Origin of the sequence: Novosphingobium sp. (assembly GCF_027489515.1) — a bacterium.
Lineage (GTDB): Bacteria > Pseudomonadota > Alphaproteobacteria > Sphingomonadales > Sphingomonadaceae > Novosphingobium.
This window is the reverse complement of record NZ_JAIXZS010000010.1, coordinates 1-18,168: the sequence shown is the minus strand read 5'-3', so window position 1 is coordinate 18,168 and position 18,168 is coordinate 1. Positions and strand designations below refer to the sequence as shown.

The following is an 18,168-nucleotide window of genomic DNA, read 5'->3' as shown; positions in this document are numbered from 1 at the left end:
CTGGCGGCATGGTCACTTCGCCTTTTCGCGCCGCTGTTGTGCAGGCGGCATCCGATCCAGCCGGCAGCGGTGCTTCCGCCGCCAAGGCTGCCCGCCTGATTGCCGAGGCCGGTGCCGCTGGTGCCCGCCTCGCGGTGTTTCCTGAAGCCTTCATCGGCGGCTATCCCAAGGGCGCGCGCTTCGGTGCCCCTGTGGGCCTGCGCCTGCCCGAGGGGCGCGAGGCCTATGCGCGCTATTTTGCAGCATCGGTGGCGCTCGACGGGCCGGAGATCGCGATGGTGCGGGAGGCGGCGGAAGCAGCCGGCATGGTTGTGGTGATCGGGGTGATCGAGCGGATGGGCTCCACGCTCTATTGCACCGCGCTCATCATCGATGGTGAACGCGGCGCGATGGCGCACCACCGCAAGCTGATGCCGACCGCTGCCGAGCGCCTCATCTGGGGCTTCGGCGATGGCTCCACTTTGCCCGCCGTGGAGACCGCGCTCGGCACCGTGGGCGCGGTGATCTGCTGGGAAAACTACATGCCGATGCTGCGCATGGCGATGTATGCGCAGGGCGTCACGCTCTACTGCGCACCAACCGCGGACGACCGCGACGGCTGGGTCTCCTCGATGCGCCACATCGCGCTCGAAGGGCGCTGCCATCTGCTGTCCGCCTGCCAGTTCCTGCGCCGGCGCGATCTGCCCGAGGGACAGGAATGCATGCTGGGCGAGGATGCCGAGACAGTGCTGATGCGCGGCGGGAGCCTCATCGTCGGCCCGCTGGGCGAACTGCTGGCCGGGCCCGACTACAGCGGCGAGACCGTGCTCTACGCCGATATCGACCCTGCCGAGATCGCGCGCGGGCGCTATGATTTCGACGCCGCCGGGCACTATTCGCGGCCCGATGTCTTCCGCCTCACCGTTGATCGCCGCGCCAAGCCTCCCGTGGCCTGGATCGAGGACGAAGCCTGATGCAGCTGAGGATGGACGCCCTCAGCGCCGCCGAGCGCTACAAGCTGCTCGCAGGAACCGTGGTGCCGCGCCCGATTGCCTGGGTCTCGACGCTTTCGGCGGCGGGCGTTGGCAATGTCGCGCCCTACAGCTTCTTCAACATGATCTCGGCTGCACCGCCGCTGGTCGTGCTGGGCGCGATGCGCGGGAGCGGCGGCGGCCTCAAGGATACGGCGACCAACATTCTGGAAACCAAGGAGTTCGTCGTCAATCTCGTGAGCGAGCCGATGCTCGAGGCGATGAACGTGACCTGCGTCGACGCCCCGCCCGAAATCGACGAGGCCATGCTCGCCGGGCTCGAAATGCTCCCCAGCGAACTGGTGGCGCCGCCGCGCATCGCAGGCGCGCCAGTGAGCCTCGAATGCCGGCTCTATCAGGCGATCGATGCACCGCCCGGCAGCACGATCATCCTCGGCGAGATCATCGCCATGACCATCGACGACCGCTTTGTCGATGCCGCGACCCTGCGGCCCGATCCGGTGGCGATGCAGCTCATCGGCCGGGTCCACGGCGTCGGCGGCTATACCCGCATACAGACCAACCGCACGCTCGCGCGGCCAGTTTACCAGGCCAGACCGACCAACTAGAACTCGGACCAATCGGTATCGACCGCCAGGTTGCCGTGGCTGATCTGGCGCAGCGGAGCCGGGGCTGCTGCCACCGCAGGCGACGGCACAGCCTTGCTCGGCGCATAGCTCCTCACCCCCGGATTCGCGGCCGCAGGTTTGTCACCGATCCTGAAGCTGGCAAAGGCATTGCTCAACTGCTGCGCTTCCTGCGTCAGGTTCTTGGTTGCGGCATTGGTTTCCTCGACCATCGCGGCATTCTGCTGGGTCATCTGATCCATCGCGCCGATCGCCTTGCTGATCTTGCGCAGCGCCAGACTCTGCTCGCCCGCCGTCTCGGCAATTGTCGATATCGACGCGGTCACCGTGCTCACGCGGCTGATGATCGTCTCAAGCGCGGAGCCGGTTTCGTTGACGAGCGAGACCCCGGATTCGACATGGCCCGTGACGGCGGCGACGCGCTGCTTGATCGCATTGGCCGCCTCGGTCGCCCGCAGCGCCAGCGCGCGCACTTCGGAGGCGACGACCGCGAAGCCCTTGCCTGCCTCGCCCGCCCGCGCTGCCTCGACCCCGGCGTTGAGCGCGAGGAGATTGGTCTGGAACGCGATCCCGTCGATCATCGTGGTGATATCGGAAATCTCCACGCTCGCCCGCGCCACATTGTCCATGGCCTCGATCGCGCGGCTCACCACCATGCCGCCGCTTTCCGCCTCGCCGCGAGCCTCGACCATCGAGCCGCTGACATCGGCCGCAATCTTGGCGTAGTTCTCGATTTGCGTCGTCAGGTGGTCCATCGCAGCCGAGGACGATTGCAGGCTCGCGGCCTGCTGCTCGCTGCGTCCGGCGAGATCAGTAGTCGCCTGCTGGATCTCGTTCGAGGTAAGATTGATCGCGACGATGCTCTGCTGGACAAGGCCCATCGCCTGGCACAGCCGCTCCATCGCGTCGTTGAAATCGTTGGCGACCGACTGGAATGCCGGCGGCACATCGTGGAGCCGCACCGACAGATCGGAATGCGCGACGGCGGCGAGATGCGCGCCGATCTTGGCCATCGCCTCCTCGCGCTCCTTGACGGAACGGTCGCGCTCGAGCGTCGCATCACGGAACACCAGCACCGCGCGCGCCATGTCACCGAGTTCGTCGACACGATCGGTGCCGGGGACCACACCGTTCGTGTGACCCTGGGCGAGGCTCGACATGGTGTGGGTCAGCTCGGTGATCGGCGTCGCGATCGAGCGCGACAGGCGCCGCGCCATGATCACCGCAAGCCCGATCAGTGTCGCCCCGCCGAGGCCGAGCGCAATCCAGGCAAACACGATTGCGGAGGCCTGGCGCTGTGTTTCGACGACGATCTCCTTGGCCTTGGCGTCCCTGATCTCTCGCAAGGGAAGGACGGCATCGGTCACCAGCACCGCCTTGCCAGCGGCCCGGATGGCTTCCTGCGCGGCGTCGCGCTCCCCGGACTTGACCAGTCCGACATAGTTGTCACCCCAGTTCTCGCGCCATTTCAGCGTTTCGGCGCGTGATCGCAGCACAAGATCCTTGAGCCGCGGTTCAGCGCTCAATTGGCCTTCCAGCTTGGCCGAGGCCTTGTCATAATCGTCGCGGCCTTCGTAGTAGGACTTGAGATAGCTCTGGTCGGCCGTCACCAGAAATCCGCGCAACTGGCTGTTCTGGCGCAGCAGCGCCGTCTCCAGCGTCAGCGTGTCGGCAAGAACGTCCTGGCTCGCCGTGTTGCGTGCCGTCACGCTTGAGACCATGGCAAGGCTGGCGCCAAAGACGATCATCATCATTGCCGCCGCGGCAATCAGGGTGACGAATGACAGACCAAGCCTGCGCGGGATGTTCATGCGGTCGAACACGGTATCAAGAATCCTTCATGGCATGAAATGGGTTTGCAGGAGCGGGTGCGGCCCGCATGGCCGGGAAACCATGCGGGCCCATCCCGTCAGAACGCGTAGCGCAGCGAAGCGGTGACCGTGCGGCCGTTCATCACCTGCGCGTTCATCAGGCCACCCGGCGGGATTGCCGCCGAGGCGAGCTGGACAATGGCCAGCTTGTTGAACACGTTGAAGCTGTTGATGCCGATCTGCACCCGCTCCACCGGACGAAACTGCACGAACGGACTGAAGATCACATAGCCCGGCTGCTTCAGGATGTTGCTGTCCTGCGCGAAGCTGCTCGTCGTGCCGTTGATCACGCTGCCCAGCGTCACCTTGCCCACTTCCACCTGCGGGCGGGCCTGGAACGAGAGCGTCGGGATATGGCGTGGGCGGTTGCCATCCAGCGTCGGATCAGTGCGATCCTTGTCGATCTTTGCCTTCGTCCAGGTCGCGCCCAGCGTCAGCGAGAACGGACCGTGACGCGCCTCACCCTCGAATTCGATGCCCTTCGCGCTGTAGGTGCGGTTGACCGGGATCACGATGACCTGGCCGCTGGCATCGGCGCCGATCTGGTAGTTGCGCTCAGCTGTCGAGGCCCAGAAGCCCGTGACAAAGGCGGTGAGGCCGCCCTTGCGGAACTTCACGCCCACTTCAGCCTGCTTGACGGCGCCGTAGGCCACCGAGGGATCGATCAGCTGGCCGGTTGCGGGGTTTAGCGAGGCAGCGCCAAGAATGCGCTCGGCATTGGCGCGCGCGCCGCGGCTGTAGCGCGCGAAGGCGGAGAAGGGTTCGCCGAAGCGGTAGTTCACGCCCGCCGAATAGGAGACGACATCGTAGTCGTAATCGACGGCTGCCGACTTCCCGAGCGTTAGGATGGCGACCTTGCTTTCAACGACCGAGACCGTGCCATCGCCATTGACGTCGATCGCGGCGGTCGACGGACGGGGCTGGCCGAAATCGGAGCTCGTCACGCTGCCGCGCACCTTGCCGTTGTCCCAGCGCAGGCTGCCGCCGATCGAGAGCTTGCCGATCTGGTAGTTGACCGAGCCATAGGGGGCGAGGATGTTGTACTGCACATCGTAGTGGTTGTGGTAGGCCGCTGTCGGAACGCCGAACCCGAAGCCGTAACCATAGACGCCGCCGTCCGACAACGCGGTGCCCGTCGCTGACTTCAGATCGAGCGAAGCGTTGCTGCCGCCACCGGCCAGATCATTGAGCGTGTTGGCAAAGTTCCAGAACATGTCGACAGATTGCGACGACTTGTAGACACCTGCGGTGGTCGTCAGACGGCCGGTGCCAAGGTTCCACACCCGGCTGGCGCGCAGGTCGTTGGTGAGGTTGTCGATGTTGTTCAGCCGCGCATTGATGCGGATCGAAAGCGAAGCGAGCCGGCCATCGGTGATCGCCTGCCCGGCGAGCGGTCCGTTGACATAAGTGAACCCCGCGCCCGGTCCCCCCAGGATCAGCCCCAGCACCGGAGCGGGAGCGGTCACCATCGGGATGCTCTCATTGTATTCACCGCTGATGTCGGAAAAGCGGAAGCGGTTGCTCACCGTCCAGCCCACCACCTCGAACTGCGCTTCGAGGCCGATCGACTTGCTGATGCCGCGAAGGCCATTGCGAGCATTATAGGTCGTGGGATTGTTGTTCTGATCCACGCCCAGGTAGCTCGCGCCAAAGTGCGACTCATATGCATCGCCGCGCACGCTGTTGCCCGGCAGATCCGCCACCTTGGGCGCGTCGTTGGTGCCCGAGACGACAACGGGGAACAGCGAGTAGTTCGGCTGCCGGTCGTCGAGATACTTGCCGTAGAAGCGGATATAGCCGTTGGCGAACTGCTTGGTGACGTTGGCCTTTATCTGGCCGCCACGGAAGCCGTCATAGCCGATGGCGCGCGGCCCTTCTCCCTGGCGGAAGAAGCCGCCAACATGGAAGCGCCAGCCATCGCCGAGCGGGCTGCCATAGGCAAAATCGACCCGCTTGAGATCGTAGTCGATGCCGCTAGAGACCTGGATTACACCTCCCGCAGTCTCGCCCGTCTTCGAGATGAGGTTCACCACCCCGCCCGGCGAGTTTGAGGCAAAGGTCGAAGCAGAGCCGCCGCGGATAGCCTGGACCTGCGACAGGGTCAGATCGGCGCGCACGAACTGGTCGGCACCGGCAAAGTGCAGATCGCCGAACTCGAGCACGGGCAGACCGTCTTCCTGAATCTGCAGGAACTTCGAGCCGTCGGCCGAAAGCGGCAGTCCGCGCACCGTGATCGAGGAGAACCCGTCAACGTCCGAGGTCTCGGCGCGGATGCCTGGAATGTTCTGCATGATCCCCGCGACGGAGCTAACAGAAAGCTTGGCGAGATCGGTCTCGTCGATCACGCTGGCCGAAATCGCGGTATCGAGAAGATCACGTCCCTTGGCGACGCCCGTGCTGAAGGTCTTGCCGCTCGGTGCAGGGGTCTTGGCGGGAGCGGCCGCCGGCTTTGCCGTTTCGCTCGGGTCCTTGGCCTCGGCCGCAGATGCCGGAGTGGCGAGCGCCGTCGCAAGAAGAGTGGAAACCAGTAGATGCCAGTGTCGCATGGAATACCTCATGGGGGAACGTCGAGGCGGGGCGATACCGGCATAGGTTTAAGTGCCGCCGATTGGGGGTTTACGCACTTCTACGATGGTTAATGCGGCAAGAGGCAGGGCTTCCGCATTCGCTTAAGGGCTTTTACGGGGAGGCGCTTTCCCTGAAATTTGGAACGCTATCTCACAGACCGGGCGCCTCTACGGATGTGAAAACGAGCCCCATGCAAACCACTGCCCTCGGGGCCCTGCCCTTAACCCGTCTGCGTCCCGCCTTGCGCGGGGAAGCGCAGCTGCTGCTGGAAGCCGCCAAGGCGCAGCGCTTTGGCAAGCACTTTGTTGCCGCATTGCTCGAATCCCTCGCGCGGACGCTTTGGCAAGCCCCGGCGCTGGTCCGCGTGATAGAGGAGTGGCCGGGCGACCTTGCCAGCGCAGGGGTCATTTTCCGCCTCAACGCCGGTCTTCACGCCATCGCGCGCTCGGGCCGCTTTCCCGACCTTCAGGCCCTCTATACGGCGGCCGAAACCGCCACCATTCCCGATCCGCTGCAACTGGACGCGGCGCTTGCGGTGGTGCTGCACGATGCCGAAGATGATCTGCTGCTCTGGCTCACTGGCCCCACCCAGACCAACGAAGTCGCGCGGATTGCCGGGCTGGCTGCCGCGCTGATGGAGCTTTCGGCCGCACGCGAGATGCCCTGCAGCCTGCTCGAGCTTGGCGCCAGCGCCGGGCTCAACCTCAACCTCGCGCATTATGACCTGCGCATCGGATCCTTGCACGCCGGTGATGGCGCCAGTGACGTCGTGATCGCCCCGCAGTGGTCTGGCCGCACGCCTCGTCCGGGGCGGCTGGCGATCGTGCTGGCCGAGGGTGTCGATCTCAGCCCGCTCGATGTTGCCCGGCCCGGCGATGCGGAGCGACTCCAGGCCTATATCTGGCCGGGCGAGCGCGAACGCAGCGAGCGGCTGCGCGCGGCGATTGCGCTGGCGCGGCGGCACCCGCCCCGCGTCGAGCAAGGCAGCGCCGGGCTCTGGCTGGCCCGCCAGCTCGCTGCACCGCAAGCTACGGGCCAGCGGCGCGTGGTGTTCCACTCGATGGTGCTGCAATATCTGCCCGAAGCCGAGCGGCTGTCCATCGAGCGGCTGCTGTCCGCCGCCGGGGCTCGCGCCGAGGCGGATCGGCCGCTCGTACGCGTCGGTCTCGAATGGAACGAGGGCCGCAGCGCGGTGGAAGTGCGCGTGACCGAGTGGGATGGCAGCCCGCGTTCGGGCCGCCCCCGGCTGGCGGCACGCTGCCATCCCTATGCCGAATGGTTCGAGTGGTTCGGGCTGGAAGACTGAGCGTTCACCGGATTACCGGAACCGGACAGGACGATGATGCCGGCATAGGCTGGGTGGATCGGCGCGGGCGCTGACGCGCCATTCGTGACCGCCGCGATCAAGCATGTGGACGCAGGCCCGTCCGCCGGTCATTGATGGTACGCCACGCCATCGGTGCCGGAGCGCTGGAATGCCACTGAACCCTCTGCTGCCGCTGCTGGGAATACGCCTGCCCTTGATCCAGGCCCCCATGGCCGGCGTTTCCTCGCCGGAAATGGCCGCTGCTGTCTCCAATGCCGGCGCGCTCGGCGCGATTGCGGTCGGCGCGGGCGACGCCGCAGCGGCACGCGCCATGATCCGTGCGGTGCGTGCCCGCACGACCGGACCATTTGCCGTCAACCTGTTCTGCCATGCGCCCGCCGCCGCGGACCCCGCAAGAGAGGCGGCATGGATCGAGCGGTTCAGGCCCCTGTTCGCCGCCCATGGCGCGGAGCCGCCGGCACGACTGCGCGAAATCTACCGCAGCTTCGTGGTCGATGATGCGATGCTGGCGATGCTGCTGGAGGAACGCCCGGCAGTGGTCAGCTTCCACTTCGGCTTGCCCCCTGCTGCCGCGATTGCCGCGCTCAAGGCCGCCGGTATCGTCCTGCTCGCAACCGCGACGAACCTTGCCGAAGCCCGGACGATTGCCGCCGCCGGTATCGACGCTGTCGTCGCGCAAGGGTGGGAAGCAGGCGGCCACCGCGGCACCTTCGATCCCGACGCGCCGGACGAGATGCTCGGGACCCTGTCGCTCGTCCGGCTGATCACCGCCGCGATTGATGTGCCGGTCATCGCGGCTGGCGGCATCATGGATGGCAGGGGCATTGCAGCGGCGCTGGCGCTGGGCGCATCGGCTGCGCAGCTCGGCACCGCCTTCATCGCCGCCGACGAAAGCCTTGCCGACGCCGGCTACCGCGCTGCACTTGCCACAAGCGGCGGCGCGCGAACCACGATGACACGCATGGTTTCCGGCCGCCCTGCACGCATCCTGCCCAATCGCTTTGCCGCGCTGAACGGCAGCTGCGAGGATGTTGCGATCCCCGCCTACCCGATCGCCTACGATCTCGGCAAAGCGCTCCACGCCGCCGCAAGAGCAAGGGGCGAGCATGGTTACGGCGCACACTGGGCCGGGCAAGGCGCCCCCCTTGTGCGCGCGAAGCCGGCAGCCGACCTCGTTCGCATGCTCGCAGAGGAACTGGCGCTGGTCCTTGCAGAAGGAGCCACCGCGTGATCGATTTCGCCACCGCACTGGACCGCCTCGGGCCGGTGCAGACCCGGCCGCTGTTCGTCATGGACGTCACCGTTGACCGCATCCACACCGTCGGCGCCCCTGGCGGCACGGACCAGCGCGTCGGCAACATCGCTGGCGGCCGCTTTGCCGGTGAGCGGCTGTCGGGCACGATCCTGCCCGGCGGTGCCGATTGGCAGACCGTCCGCGCCGATGGCACTGTCCTGCTCGACGCCCGCATCGTGCTTGCCGCCGACGATGGCGCGGTGATCGGCATGACCTATGAAGGCATCCGCACCGGTCCGCCGGATGTCCTCGCCCGTCTGGCGCGCGGCGAACCAGTCGATCCCGAGGCCTACCATTTCCGCACCACCGCGCGCTTCACCACATCGGCGCCGCACTACGACTGGCTGAACCGGGTGATCGCCATCGGCCTCGGCCACCGCTTGCCGGGCGGTCCGATCTACAGCCTGCACGAGCTGCTCTGAACGCTCGGCTGCCGCCGCACATCACAGGGCATGAAGGCATCCGGCCGGGCCCGACGCCTGGCGGAAATGGCGGTTGACGTCCCGGTCGCATCTGGCGTTCCTGCGGCACCCCGTTGCAAGGAGCGATCGCATGACCCGGTCCTACCCGCTATTCCAGCAAGCCTACTACGTGCAGAGCATCGATGCGGCGGCGCAGAAATGGGCCAGTGCGTTCGGCGCCGGGCCGTTCTTCATGGCGCGCCACCATCGCTGCGAGGAATTCACCTATCGCGGCACCGCGGTCGAGGCCGATGTCTCCTACGCCTTCGGATACCTTGGCGATACGATGATCCAGTTTATCGAGCAGCATGACGACCAGCCCTCGATCTACCGCGACATGTACAAGGCCGGCGAGGAAGGCTTCCACCACATTGCCTACCTCGTTTCCGACTTCGCCGCCGAACGCCAGCGCTGGCTCGACATGGGCTATCCGCTCGCCACCGAACTCTACGCCGACGAAGTGAACGCCGCCTATTTCGACACCCGGTCACTCAACGGTGGTTTTACCGAGATCCACGGCGATCCGCCGCACATCATGGGCATTTTCGGTGTGTGGAAGCGCGCCCACGAAGCGCGTGACGCGGCGACGCCCGCAACGATCGAGTCAGGCTCGATCAAGACCTACCAGCGCGCGCCGCTCCTGCCGAAATAGGCGCAGCTGCGGCAAGGCTGATCTGGCGCCGATCAGCATGCCGCTCTGCACGCGGGGCGCTTGATCCGGTAGCCTCCATGCACCTGCCAAGGCCACTGGCGGCCCAGTCATCTCTGTTCCGCCCATGATCGGCGGGCGGCTGCGCGGACGGCATCACTCGGTCAGTGGTCCTGATGGTGCGGCCTGGCGCAATCGGCGCCGATCAACTTGGCCCGCAGGGAACTTCAGCGGCACTGGCCCATTATCCAGTGTGCTCTCCCCTGAAGGACCCACCATGACCACCAGCCATTACGCCGACAAGGCGCCGGGCGCGCCGCTTGCATCGGTGCCGGGCGGAGAGGCCCCTGCCGATCTGCGCTCGCTGCTTGCCCGCCCGGCCCCCGGGCGCCGGCCTGCGATGCGGGTGGCGGTCATCGGCACCTACGCGCCGCGCAGCTGTGGCATCGCCACGTTCACCGCCGATCTGTGCGAGCAGCTTGCCGCGCACTTCCCGGATATCAGTCTCGACGTCTATGCACTCGATGCCGGGGACAGCCGGCTCGCCTACGCCGAAGACATTTCCATCATCGCCGCAGAGACGTGCGGCAGCTATGTCGCGGCCGCGCAGGCGATCAACGCCAGCGGCGCGGATGTCGTGTGGATCCAGCACGAGTTCGGCATCTTCGGCGGAGAAGATGGCGGGCTCGTCACCGTTTTGGCGGACCGCGTCGCAGCGCCGATCATCGTCACCTTCCACACTGTGCTCGCTACCCCCAGCGAAGGCCAGCGCGCGGCGATGGAGCATCTCGTCAAGCGCTGCTCGCGCATCATGGTCATGTCGCAGCAGAGCCGCGAGATCCTCGTCTCGGTCTATGGCGCCCGGCCCGAGATCGTCGACGTGATCGAGCACGGCGCCCCCGACATGCCTTTCGGAACAGCCCACGCAGCCAAGCAGCGGATGGGCCTCGAAGGCCGCAAGGTCCTCACAACCTTCGGCCTGATCGGGCCCGGCAAGGGCATCGATGTGGCGATTGCCGCCATGCCCGCCATCCTCGAGCAGCACCCTGATGCCGTCTATCGCATCATCGGTGCCACGCATCCCGTCACCGCCGCGCGCGAGGGCGAAGCCTACCGCGCCATGCTGGAGGATCTTGCCGAGCGGCTTGGAGTCGCCGGCAGTATCGAGTGGGACAACCGCTTCCTCGCGATCGACGAACTGCTCGGCCAGCTGGAGGCCTGCGACATCTATCTCACGCCCTATCGCAGCCTCGGGCAGACCACGTCGGGTACGCTGAGCTATGCGGTCGCGCTGGGCAAGGCGGTGGTCTCGACACCCTATGTCCACGCGCGCGAACTGCTCGCGGACGGGGTCGGCTGCCTGATCGAGCCAGGATCGCCCGAGGCCATCGCCGAGGCGGCCAACGCATTGCTTTCCAGCCCGCAGCGCCTGCTCGCCATGCAGGAGCGTGCCTATGCGCGAGGCCGGCGCACAATCTGGCCAAACTTCGCGCGCGCCAGCATGCAGCTGCTGCGCAAGACCCAGTCCCCCCGATCCCGCCCGTTGCTGCCGCAAGGCGATCCCGCACCGGCGGCGGTCTGGCACATGAGCGATGCTACCGGCATGTTTCAGCACGCCATCGGCGAAATCCCCGACCGCCGCCACGGCTACTGCATCGACGACAATGCCCGCGCACTCATGCTGATGAATGCCGCCACCTCGCTCGATATGGCAGACCGCCACCGCTGGAGCGTCACATACGCAGCCTTCGTTCAGTACGCATGGAACGAAGACCTGGGCCGGTTCCGTAACTTCATGGCTTATGACCGGAGCTGGTGCGAAGCGGTCGGATCACAGGATTCCAATGGCCGCGCCCTCTGGGCGCTGGGCCACACCGCCGAGAACAGCCCGTTCAAGCCCATGCGCAGTTGGGCCGCGCAGCTCTTCGCCGTGGCTACCCCGGCGCTCGAGGGCGTCTCGTCCCCCCGCGCGACAGCCTTCGCCGCGCTCGGCGCCTCCGCGCTACTGCGCAGCGGAGTCAACAGTCCAGCGGCCGAGGCGCGCGTGGTAAGCACTTGTGATGCACTCACCCAGCTCCTGCAGCAGCATCGGCGCCCTGACTGGATCTGGTTCGAGCCGATGCTGGCCTACGACAACCCGCGGCTGTGCCAAGCCCTGATCGAGGGCGGCCTGCTGCTCGGCCGGCAGGACTGGCTCGACGCTGGCCTCGCAGCCCTGCAATGGCTGGCCGACTACCAGACCGCCGCATCCGGCCATTTCCGGCCTGTCGGCTCGGAAACCTTCGGCCTCGACGCTGCATCGCTGCCGTTCGACCAGCAGCCGCTCGAGGCGCACGCCGCGATCGATGCCGCACGCACCGCCGCGTTGGCGACGCACGATCCGTTCTGGCTGCGCCACGCCGAATGCGCCTACCAGTGGTCCCTTGGCGGCAACGATCGCGGCATCGTGCTCGCCGATCCCGCCACCGGAGCCTGCTGCGATGGCGTCACACCGCGCGGGCGCAACGAGAACTGCGGGGCTGAATCGATCCTCGCCTATCATCTCGGGCACTATAGCCTGAAAGCGCTCTTGCAGGCGGCCGAGGCACGGCAGCCGCTTGATCGGCCCCCGGTCTCCCGAACAGGCACCAGCGCGCTCATGGCCTGAGCGCGCCGGCCCTTCACCATGTCCGATCCACCCTGTCCCAACCATCCGGCGAGTCCGCTGCGGATTCTCGACTTGCGGCTCCATGCCGATCCCTCGCGCACCGTGCTGCGCCCGTTCCATCTCGGCTGGCAGGCGACCAGCGCGCCTGAAGGACGGGCTCTTGCGCTTGTGCACGATGTGATGGAAATGCCCGAAGCCGAGATCGAGCGCGAGTACCAATCCGTGCTGCGGGACTTCGGCGACCGCCACTGGCAGACCGAACACATGTTCGAGGCGCGCTATCGCGAAGTGGCGGAGGGCCTGCACTTCGATGGCAGCAGCCTCTCCGTTGCGCGCCGCCGCCTGCTGGGCGCTTATTTCTGCCACGAGTATACCTATGCCGCCGCCGCGCTGATGAACCCCAGCATCGTTCCCGCCCCCGACCAGACGGGCATGGAGAACGGAGCGGTGCGCTTCGTGCTCACGCTGCGCGCGGTCGGTGAAGGTCACATCAGCTCGATCGCCTTTCGCGACGGCATCGTGCAGTCAGACGGCACCTTCACGCTTTCGCCGCAGTCGGCCTTCGCTACCAGCGTGCAGCGGACCGACGACAATCCGCGCAGCGATCCGGATGCGACGGTCACCGTTGCACGAAATGCCGAAAGCTCGCTGCCCAATACCGTCATCTTCCCGATCACTGAACAGCAGGCCAACGGCCTCGAGGATCTGCGGCTGACGCGCTTCGATCACGGTGATGGCGATTTCGAGTGGCTCGGCACTTACACTGCCTATTCAGGGCGTTCGATCCGTTCCGAACTACTGAGGACGCGCGATTTCCGCAGCTTCGATCTCACCCCGATCAGGGGCAGGGCCGGCCGCAACAAGGGCATGGCGCTGTTTCCGCAGCGGATCGGCGACCAGTATTGCATGCTTGGCCGGCAGGACGGCAAGAACCTCTACTTGCTCCGCTCGGACCGGCTCGACACCTGGGATGATGACGGCGTGCTGCTGATGGAGCCACGATTTCCGTGGGAATTCATTCAGATCGGCAATTGCGGCAGCCCGTTGCTGATCCCGGAAGGCTGGCTCGTGATCACCCACGGCGTCGGCCCGGTGCGCAAGTACGCGCTCGGGTGCGCCCTGCTCGACCGCGACGATCCCAGCCGCGTGCTCGGCCGCTCGGCCTGCCCGATCCTCACCGCAGAGGATACCGATCGCGCCGGCTATGTGCCGAATGTAGTCTACAGCTGCGGCGGCATGCTGGTGGGCGAAGACCAGCTGCTCCTGCCCTACGGCATTTCCGATATCGCGGTCGGCTTCGGCCTCGCTCGCGTGAAGGATATTCTTGCCACGCTGGTGTGATTCCAGCTGGCTTCGGAAAACCGGTTTGCAGGCACAGGCCGCCAGAGCAGGCGTGAGAGCCCCTGGAGGGCGGCAAGGGTACAACCCCGGATGTCCAGCGCTGACCCGCGTCTCCCCTGGCGCCGCGAAGTTCGCCGCCGTCCGCCCGCGATGTTCTGCAAGCAAACAGCAGGCGCGCAAATTCCCCGGAAAAGCCGGGGCTATGGCAATGTTCTGGGAACGGCTGGTGGTGGACAGGGCTAGATTCGAACTAGCGTACGCTTGCGCGGGCAGATTTACAGTCTGCTGCCTTTAACCACTCGGCCACCTGTCCACACCAGTGCTGCCGGTCCGGGAGCAAGCTCCCGATTGTGCGCCGCCTTTCGGTTAAAAAGGGCGGCTCCGGCCGAGTGAGGCGCCCCTTTGGCGAAGCGCTGCCCGCCTGTCAACAGCCTTGCCTGTCCAAGGGGCGGCTGGCATGGGCCAAGCGACATTTTGCAAGCATGGAAAGCCAGGCAATGCCCAAGCGTGATGAAAACACCGGCCGCTCGAAGCCCATGCGCGGACGGGCCGGGCGGATGCAGGGCGGGCGCGGCTCGGGCCGGGCCTCGACCGGTGCGGTGCGGCTGTGGGGCCGCCATGCGGTCGAAGCTGCGCTGACCAACCCGCTGCGCACCGCAAAGAAGCTCTGGGGCACGCGCGAGGCAATCCAGGCGCTGCTCGACGACAACGATGCCGAACTGCCGGCCTCGCTCCCCGTCGAATACGCGCAGGCCGCCGATCTGGCCCGCCTTGTCGCGCGCGATGCGCCGCATCAGGGGCTTGTGCTCGATTGCCTTGCGCTTGAGGATGTCGCGCTCGCCGACGTGCTCGACGAAGCGGACGGGCGCACGTTGGTCCTGCTCGATTCGGTGACGGATCCGCACAATGTCGGGGCTGTTCTGCGCAGCTGTGCTGCCTTTGGTGCCGCCGCGCTGATCACGCAGGATCGGCACGCGCCGCCGGAATCGGGCACGGTCGCCAAATCCGCATCGGGCGCGCTCGAAATCGTGCCCTGGGTCCGCGTCGTCAATCTTGCGCGCGCGCTCGAACAGATCGCCGAGGCGGGATACTGGCGGATCGGGCTCGATGGTGATGGCAGCGCGGTTTTCCCCTCGGCCGTGCCCACCGGCCCGGTGGCGCTCGTGCTCGGCGCGGAAGGCGAAGGCCTCCGGCACAACGTGGCGCAGCACTGCGATGCCATCGCGCGACTGCCGATTGTTTCCGCTATAGAAAGCCTGAATGTTTCGAATGCTGCAGCGATTGCGCTCTATGCTGTGGCGACTCGGGGCGAGGCCGACTGATCCAGCCGGCGCTCATCCCGCAAGAAGGGGGATGAGCCATGAAATGCAATCGCCGGACCGCCGCCGTGATCGGCGCCGCTGCCATGCTTATGCTGCTGGCCGGGTGCATGGTCCTTCCCGGCAAGTTCGCAAGCGATCTTTCGCTGCGCCGTGATGGCACCTTCAGCTTTCACTACAAGGGCGAGATCATTCTTGCCGCGCTCGCGCAGGGTAGCAAAGGCGCAAAGGCAGAAGAGGTCCCGGCCGAGCCGTTTGAACAGCAGCCCTGCACCGATCCCAAGACCGACGAGGCGCACGATTGCAGCCCGGCCGAAATCGCCGAGCAGCGCGCCAAATGGAACGACGAGCAGAAGGCGCGCAAGGCCGCCAAGGCGGGCGAGGACGCGCAGAACCGCAAGATGATGCAGGCCTTCATGGGCGGGATCGATCCCGATGATCCCAAGGCCGCCGAAGCCTTTGCCCAGCGCCTCGCGCGCCAGCAGGGCTATGCCTCGGTCATCAGCAAGGGTGCGGGCAAGTTCGAGGTGGACTACACCGCCACCGGCCGGCTCGACCACGATTTCACCTTCCCCACGATCGAGCGGTTGCCCATGGTCATGCCGTTCGTATCGGTAATCCGCCGCGCCGATGGCAGCGTACGGGTCGATGCACCCGCGTTCAGCACGGCAGCGGCGAACCCGGTGATGCCGGGGCTCGGTGCCATGGCCGGAGCAATGGGCGGCATGAAGACCGCAGGCAAGGCTGGCTCGAAACCCGGCAGCGATGGCCCGCCGATCGCCGAGGGCACCTTCAGCCTGCGCACCGACGGCCAGATCCTTGCCAACAATACCGACGAAGGCCCGCAGGCCGATCCCGCCAGCGGCCTCACCCGGCTGGACTGGAAGGTGGATGTGCGCACCGCCGCCGCCCCTACCGCGCTGATCAAGTTGAAGTAGGGCTTCTTCCTTTTTTGAAGGAGCGCCCACACCAAAAACGCCGCTCCGGCATCCCGGCGCGGCGTTTTTGGTGCAGTTCGCGCGCGACCCCCGAAGGCTTCGCGCAAATACCTTGCGGTCTTAGTTGACGGCGTCCTTCAGGCCCTTGCCGGCCTTGAACTTCGGCTGGGCCGAGGCCTTGATCGACATCGGTTCGCCCGTGCGCGGGTTGCGGCCGGTCGAGGCCTTGCGCTTGGCGACCGAGAACGTACCGAAACCGACGAGACGCACTTCATCACCCTTGGCCAGCGCAGAGGTCACGCTGTCGAAAACGGCTTCAACCGCCTTCGTTGCGTCACCCTTCGAAAGACCGCTCGCGTCGGCCACTGCGCTGATCAGATCGTTCTTGTTCATTGCGGAACCCCCATTGGCTTTTATGCAAACACCGGCTGCCTGAATCGAAATTCGGGTGCCGGGAAGAGAGCCGAGAAAGAATTCCCTGTCAAAGCCAAAAACGCCGGGATTCGCCGAAAAAACGCCGGAATATGGCCCGTTTCTGACGTTATGAGCAGACGCTTGCCGCAGGAAGATAGGGCCCGGCGAGCCGAAGGTTAATGCTGCAGTGCAAGGGTGCAGCATGACAACTCATGCTGCACCACAGCAATCGTTCTGGCTCAGTGCGCGGTCGGTACGCTCGCACCTCCGCCCAGTGCCGCGACCGGCCCAGCCGCCAGTTCATCGGCCTCGGTCCATTCGATCGCCTCGATCGGCGCCGTCAGCGCGCGCGCGAGCACTTCGTCGACGTGGCTCACGGGGATAATCTCCAGCCCCTCGCGGATGTTCGCCGGGATCTCGGTGAGGTCCTTGCGGTTCTCTTCCGGGATCAGGACCGTCTTGATGCCACCGCGCAGCGCGGCGAGCAGCTTTTCCTTGAGCCCGCCGATCGCCAGCACACGCCCGCGCAGAGTGACCTCGCCGGTCATGGCGACGTCCGCACGCACCGGGATGCCAGTGAGCGTCGAAACCATCGCCGTCACCATGCCGACGCCCGCGCTCGGCCCGTCCTTGGGCACAGCGCCTTCGGGCAAGTGGATGTGCAGGTCCTTGCGGTTGAAGATCGAAGGCTTGATCCCGTACTGGGGCCCGCGCGCCTTGACGAAGCTGAACGCCATCTGGACGCTCTCGCTCATCACTTCGCCAAGCTTGCCGGTGGTCTTGACCGCACCTTTGCCGGGCACCGTCACGCTTTCGATCGTCAGCAGTTCGCCGCCCACTTCGGTCCAGGCCAGACCCGTCACCGCGCCGACCTGGTTTTCCTCGTCGGACATGCCGTGACGGAACTTGCGCACGCCGGCAAAGTCCGGGAGGTTTTCCGGGGTGATGGTAACCGCGGTGTCCTTCTTCTCCAGGATCCGCCGCAGCGCCTTGCGCGCCAGCCGCGCGATTTCGCGTTCCAGCGTGCGGACGCCCGCCTCGCGCGTGTAGAAGCGGATCAGGTCGCGCAGCGCCGCCGGTTCGAGCGTAAACTCGCCCTGCTTAAGCCCGTGCGCCTCGATCTGCTTGGCGATCAGGTGCCGCTCGGCAATCTCGACCTTCTCGTCCTCGGTATAGCCCTCGAGCCGGATGATCTCCATGCGGTCGAGCAGCGCCTGCGGCAGGTTGAGGCTGTTTGCAGTGCACACGAACATCACGTCCGAGAGGTCGATATCGAGCTCGAGGTAATGATCCTGGAACTTGGAATTCTGTTCCGGATCAAGCACCTCGAGGAGCGCCGAGGCGGGGTCGCCGCGGAAGTCCTGTCCCAGCTTGTCGATCTCGTCGAGCAGGAAGAGTGGGTTGGACGTGCCAGTCTTCTTGAGATTGGTCACGATCTTGCCCGGCAGCGAGCCGATGTAGGTGCGGCGGTGGCCGCGAATCTCGGCCTCGTCGCGCACACCGCCCAGCGACTGGCGTACGAACTGCCGCCCAGTGGCCTTGGCGATCGACTTGCCCAGCGACGTCTTGCCGACGCCCGGCGGGCCGACGAGGCACAGGATCGGTCCCTTCAGCTTGTTGGTACGCGCCTGCACCGCGAGATACTCGATGATCCGGTCCTTGACCTTGTCGAGCGCATAGTGATCGGCATCGAGGATCGCCTGCGCCGCCGCGATATCCTTCTTGAGCTTCGACTTCTTGCC

14 protein-coding genes and 1 tRNA gene are annotated in these 18,168 nt (G+C 66.0%); 10 read left to right on the top strand and 5 right to left on the bottom strand.

What is annotated here, in order from left to right; all coding sequences use genetic code 11:
* Positions 1-8 precede the first annotated feature (8 nt).
* Both Q0082_RS00720 and Q0082_RS00715 read left to right on the top strand, forming a co-directional pair.
* Entirely contained in the window at positions 9-953 is a 945-nt protein-coding gene (locus tag Q0082_RS00720; protein WP_298188758.1) for a carbon-nitrogen hydrolase family protein, read from the top strand.
* Entirely contained in the window at positions 953-1,579 is a 627-nt protein-coding gene (locus tag Q0082_RS00715; protein ID WP_298188756.1) for a flavin reductase family protein, read from the top strand. Before Q0082_RS00720 ends, Q0082_RS00715 begins: the two co-directional genes overlap by 1 nt.
* Here the strand turns inward: Q0082_RS00715 and Q0082_RS00710 are convergent.
* Both Q0082_RS00710 and Q0082_RS00705 read right to left on the bottom strand, forming a co-directional pair.
* Positions 1,576-3,408, bottom strand: coding sequence for a methyl-accepting chemotaxis protein (locus tag Q0082_RS00710; RefSeq protein ID WP_298188754.1), 1,833 nt, complete (start codon positions 3,406-3,408; stop codon positions 1,576-1,578). The two genes, Q0082_RS00715 and Q0082_RS00710, sit on opposite strands and share 4 nt — an antisense overlap.
* A gap of 98 nt (positions 3,409-3,506) precedes the next feature.
* The gene (locus Q0082_RS00705) at positions 3,507-6,014 is read right to left on the bottom strand and encodes a TonB-dependent receptor (protein ID WP_298188752.1); all 2,508 of its coding nucleotides are present in this window, start codon (positions 6,012-6,014) and stop codon (positions 3,507-3,509) included.
* Between the two features lie 212 nt (positions 6,015-6,226).
* Between Q0082_RS00705 and Q0082_RS00700 the strand changes: the two genes are divergently transcribed.
* From Q0082_RS00700 to Q0082_RS00675, 6 genes are all read left to right on the top strand, one after another.
* A complete protein-coding gene (locus Q0082_RS00700; protein ID WP_298188750.1) occupies positions 6,227-7,342 on the top strand; it encodes a DUF2332 family protein in 1,116 nt (371 codons plus the stop codon).
* A gap of 169 nt (positions 7,343-7,511) precedes the next feature.
* Positions 7,512-8,594, top strand: coding sequence for a nitronate monooxygenase (locus Q0082_RS00695; protein WP_298188748.1), 1,083 nt, complete (start codon positions 7,512-7,514; stop codon positions 8,592-8,594).
* Complete coding sequence (locus Q0082_RS00690; protein WP_298188746.1) at positions 8,591-9,079, top strand: DUF3237 domain-containing protein; 489 nt, start codon at positions 8,591-8,593, stop codon at positions 9,077-9,079. The genes Q0082_RS00695 and Q0082_RS00690 overlap by 4 nt, the downstream gene beginning before the upstream one ends.
* A 130-nt stretch (positions 9,080-9,209) precedes the next feature.
* Positions 9,210-9,770, top strand: coding sequence for a VOC family protein (locus tag Q0082_RS00685; protein ID WP_298188744.1), 561 nt, complete (start codon positions 9,210-9,212; stop codon positions 9,768-9,770).
* Between the two features lie 274 nt (positions 9,771-10,044).
* Positions 10,045-12,414 (top strand): glycosyltransferase family 4 protein, encoded by a 2,370-nt coding sequence (locus Q0082_RS00680; RefSeq protein WP_298188742.1) that lies wholly within the window; start codon positions 10,045-10,047, stop codon positions 12,412-12,414.
* Between the two features lie 18 nt (positions 12,415-12,432).
* Positions 12,433-13,755, top strand: coding sequence for a glycoside hydrolase family 130 protein (locus tag Q0082_RS00675; protein WP_298188741.1), 1,323 nt, complete (start codon positions 12,433-12,435; stop codon positions 13,753-13,755).
* Between the two features lie 227 nt (positions 13,756-13,982).
* Here the strand turns inward: Q0082_RS00675 and Q0082_RS00670 are convergent.
* Positions 13,983-14,068, bottom strand: a tRNA-Tyr gene (locus tag Q0082_RS00670).
* Between the two features lie 184 nt (positions 14,069-14,252).
* Here Q0082_RS00670 and rlmB point away from each other — a divergent pair.
* A complete protein-coding gene (gene rlmB, locus Q0082_RS00665; RefSeq protein WP_298188740.1) occupies positions 14,253-15,077 on the top strand; it encodes a 23S rRNA (guanosine(2251)-2'-O)-methyltransferase RlmB in 825 nt (274 codons plus the stop codon).
* 38 nt (positions 15,078-15,115) lie between these two features.
* Entirely contained in the window at positions 15,116-16,012 is an 897-nt protein-coding gene (locus Q0082_RS00660; RefSeq protein WP_298188738.1) for a hypothetical protein, read from the top strand.
* Between the two features lie 120 nt (positions 16,013-16,132).
* Here Q0082_RS00660 and Q0082_RS00655 read toward each other — a convergent pair whose 3' ends face one another.
* A complete protein-coding gene (locus Q0082_RS00655) occupies positions 16,133-16,405 on the bottom strand; it encodes an HU family DNA-binding protein (protein ID WP_054121870.1) in 273 nt (90 codons plus the stop codon).
* A gap of 260 nt (positions 16,406-16,665) precedes the next feature.
* On the bottom strand, positions 16,666-18,168 hold a 1,503-nt coding region (lon, locus tag Q0082_RS00650; protein WP_298188737.1), incomplete at its 5' end, for an endopeptidase La.

Coding starts and splice junctions, on each gene's coding strand:
- Q0082_RS00720 (WP_298188758.1), top strand. CDS start 9: ATGGTCACTTCGCCTTTTCGCGCCGCTGTTGTGCAGGCGGCATCCGAT.
- Q0082_RS00715 (WP_298188756.1), top strand. CDS start 953: ATGCAGCTGAGGATGGACGCCCTCAGCGCCGCCGAGCGCTACAAGCTG.
- Q0082_RS00710 (WP_298188754.1), bottom strand. CDS start 3,408: ATGAACATCCCGCGCAGGCTTGGTCTGTCATTCGTCACCCTGATTGCC.
- Q0082_RS00705 (WP_298188752.1), bottom strand. CDS start 6,014: ATGCGACACTGGCATCTACTGGTTTCCACTCTTCTTGCGACGGCGCTC.
- Q0082_RS00700 (WP_298188750.1), top strand. CDS start 6,227: ATGCAAACCACTGCCCTCGGGGCCCTGCCCTTAACCCGTCTGCGTCCC.
- Q0082_RS00695 (WP_298188748.1), top strand. CDS start 7,512: ATGCCACTGAACCCTCTGCTGCCGCTGCTGGGAATACGCCTGCCCTTG.
- Q0082_RS00685 (WP_298188744.1), top strand. CDS start 9,210: ATGACCCGGTCCTACCCGCTATTCCAGCAAGCCTACTACGTGCAGAGC.
- Q0082_RS00680 (WP_298188742.1), top strand. CDS start 10,045: ATGACCACCAGCCATTACGCCGACAAGGCGCCGGGCGCGCCGCTTGCA.
- Q0082_RS00675 (WP_298188741.1), top strand. CDS start 12,433: ATGTCCGATCCACCCTGTCCCAACCATCCGGCGAGTCCGCTGCGGATT.
- rlmB (WP_298188740.1), top strand. CDS start 14,253: ATGCCCAAGCGTGATGAAAACACCGGCCGCTCGAAGCCCATGCGCGGA.
- Q0082_RS00660 (WP_298188738.1), top strand. CDS start 15,116: ATGAAATGCAATCGCCGGACCGCCGCCGTGATCGGCGCCGCTGCCATG.
- Q0082_RS00655 (WP_054121870.1), bottom strand. CDS start 16,405: ATGAACAAGAACGATCTGATCAGCGCAGTGGCCGACGCGAGCGGTCTT.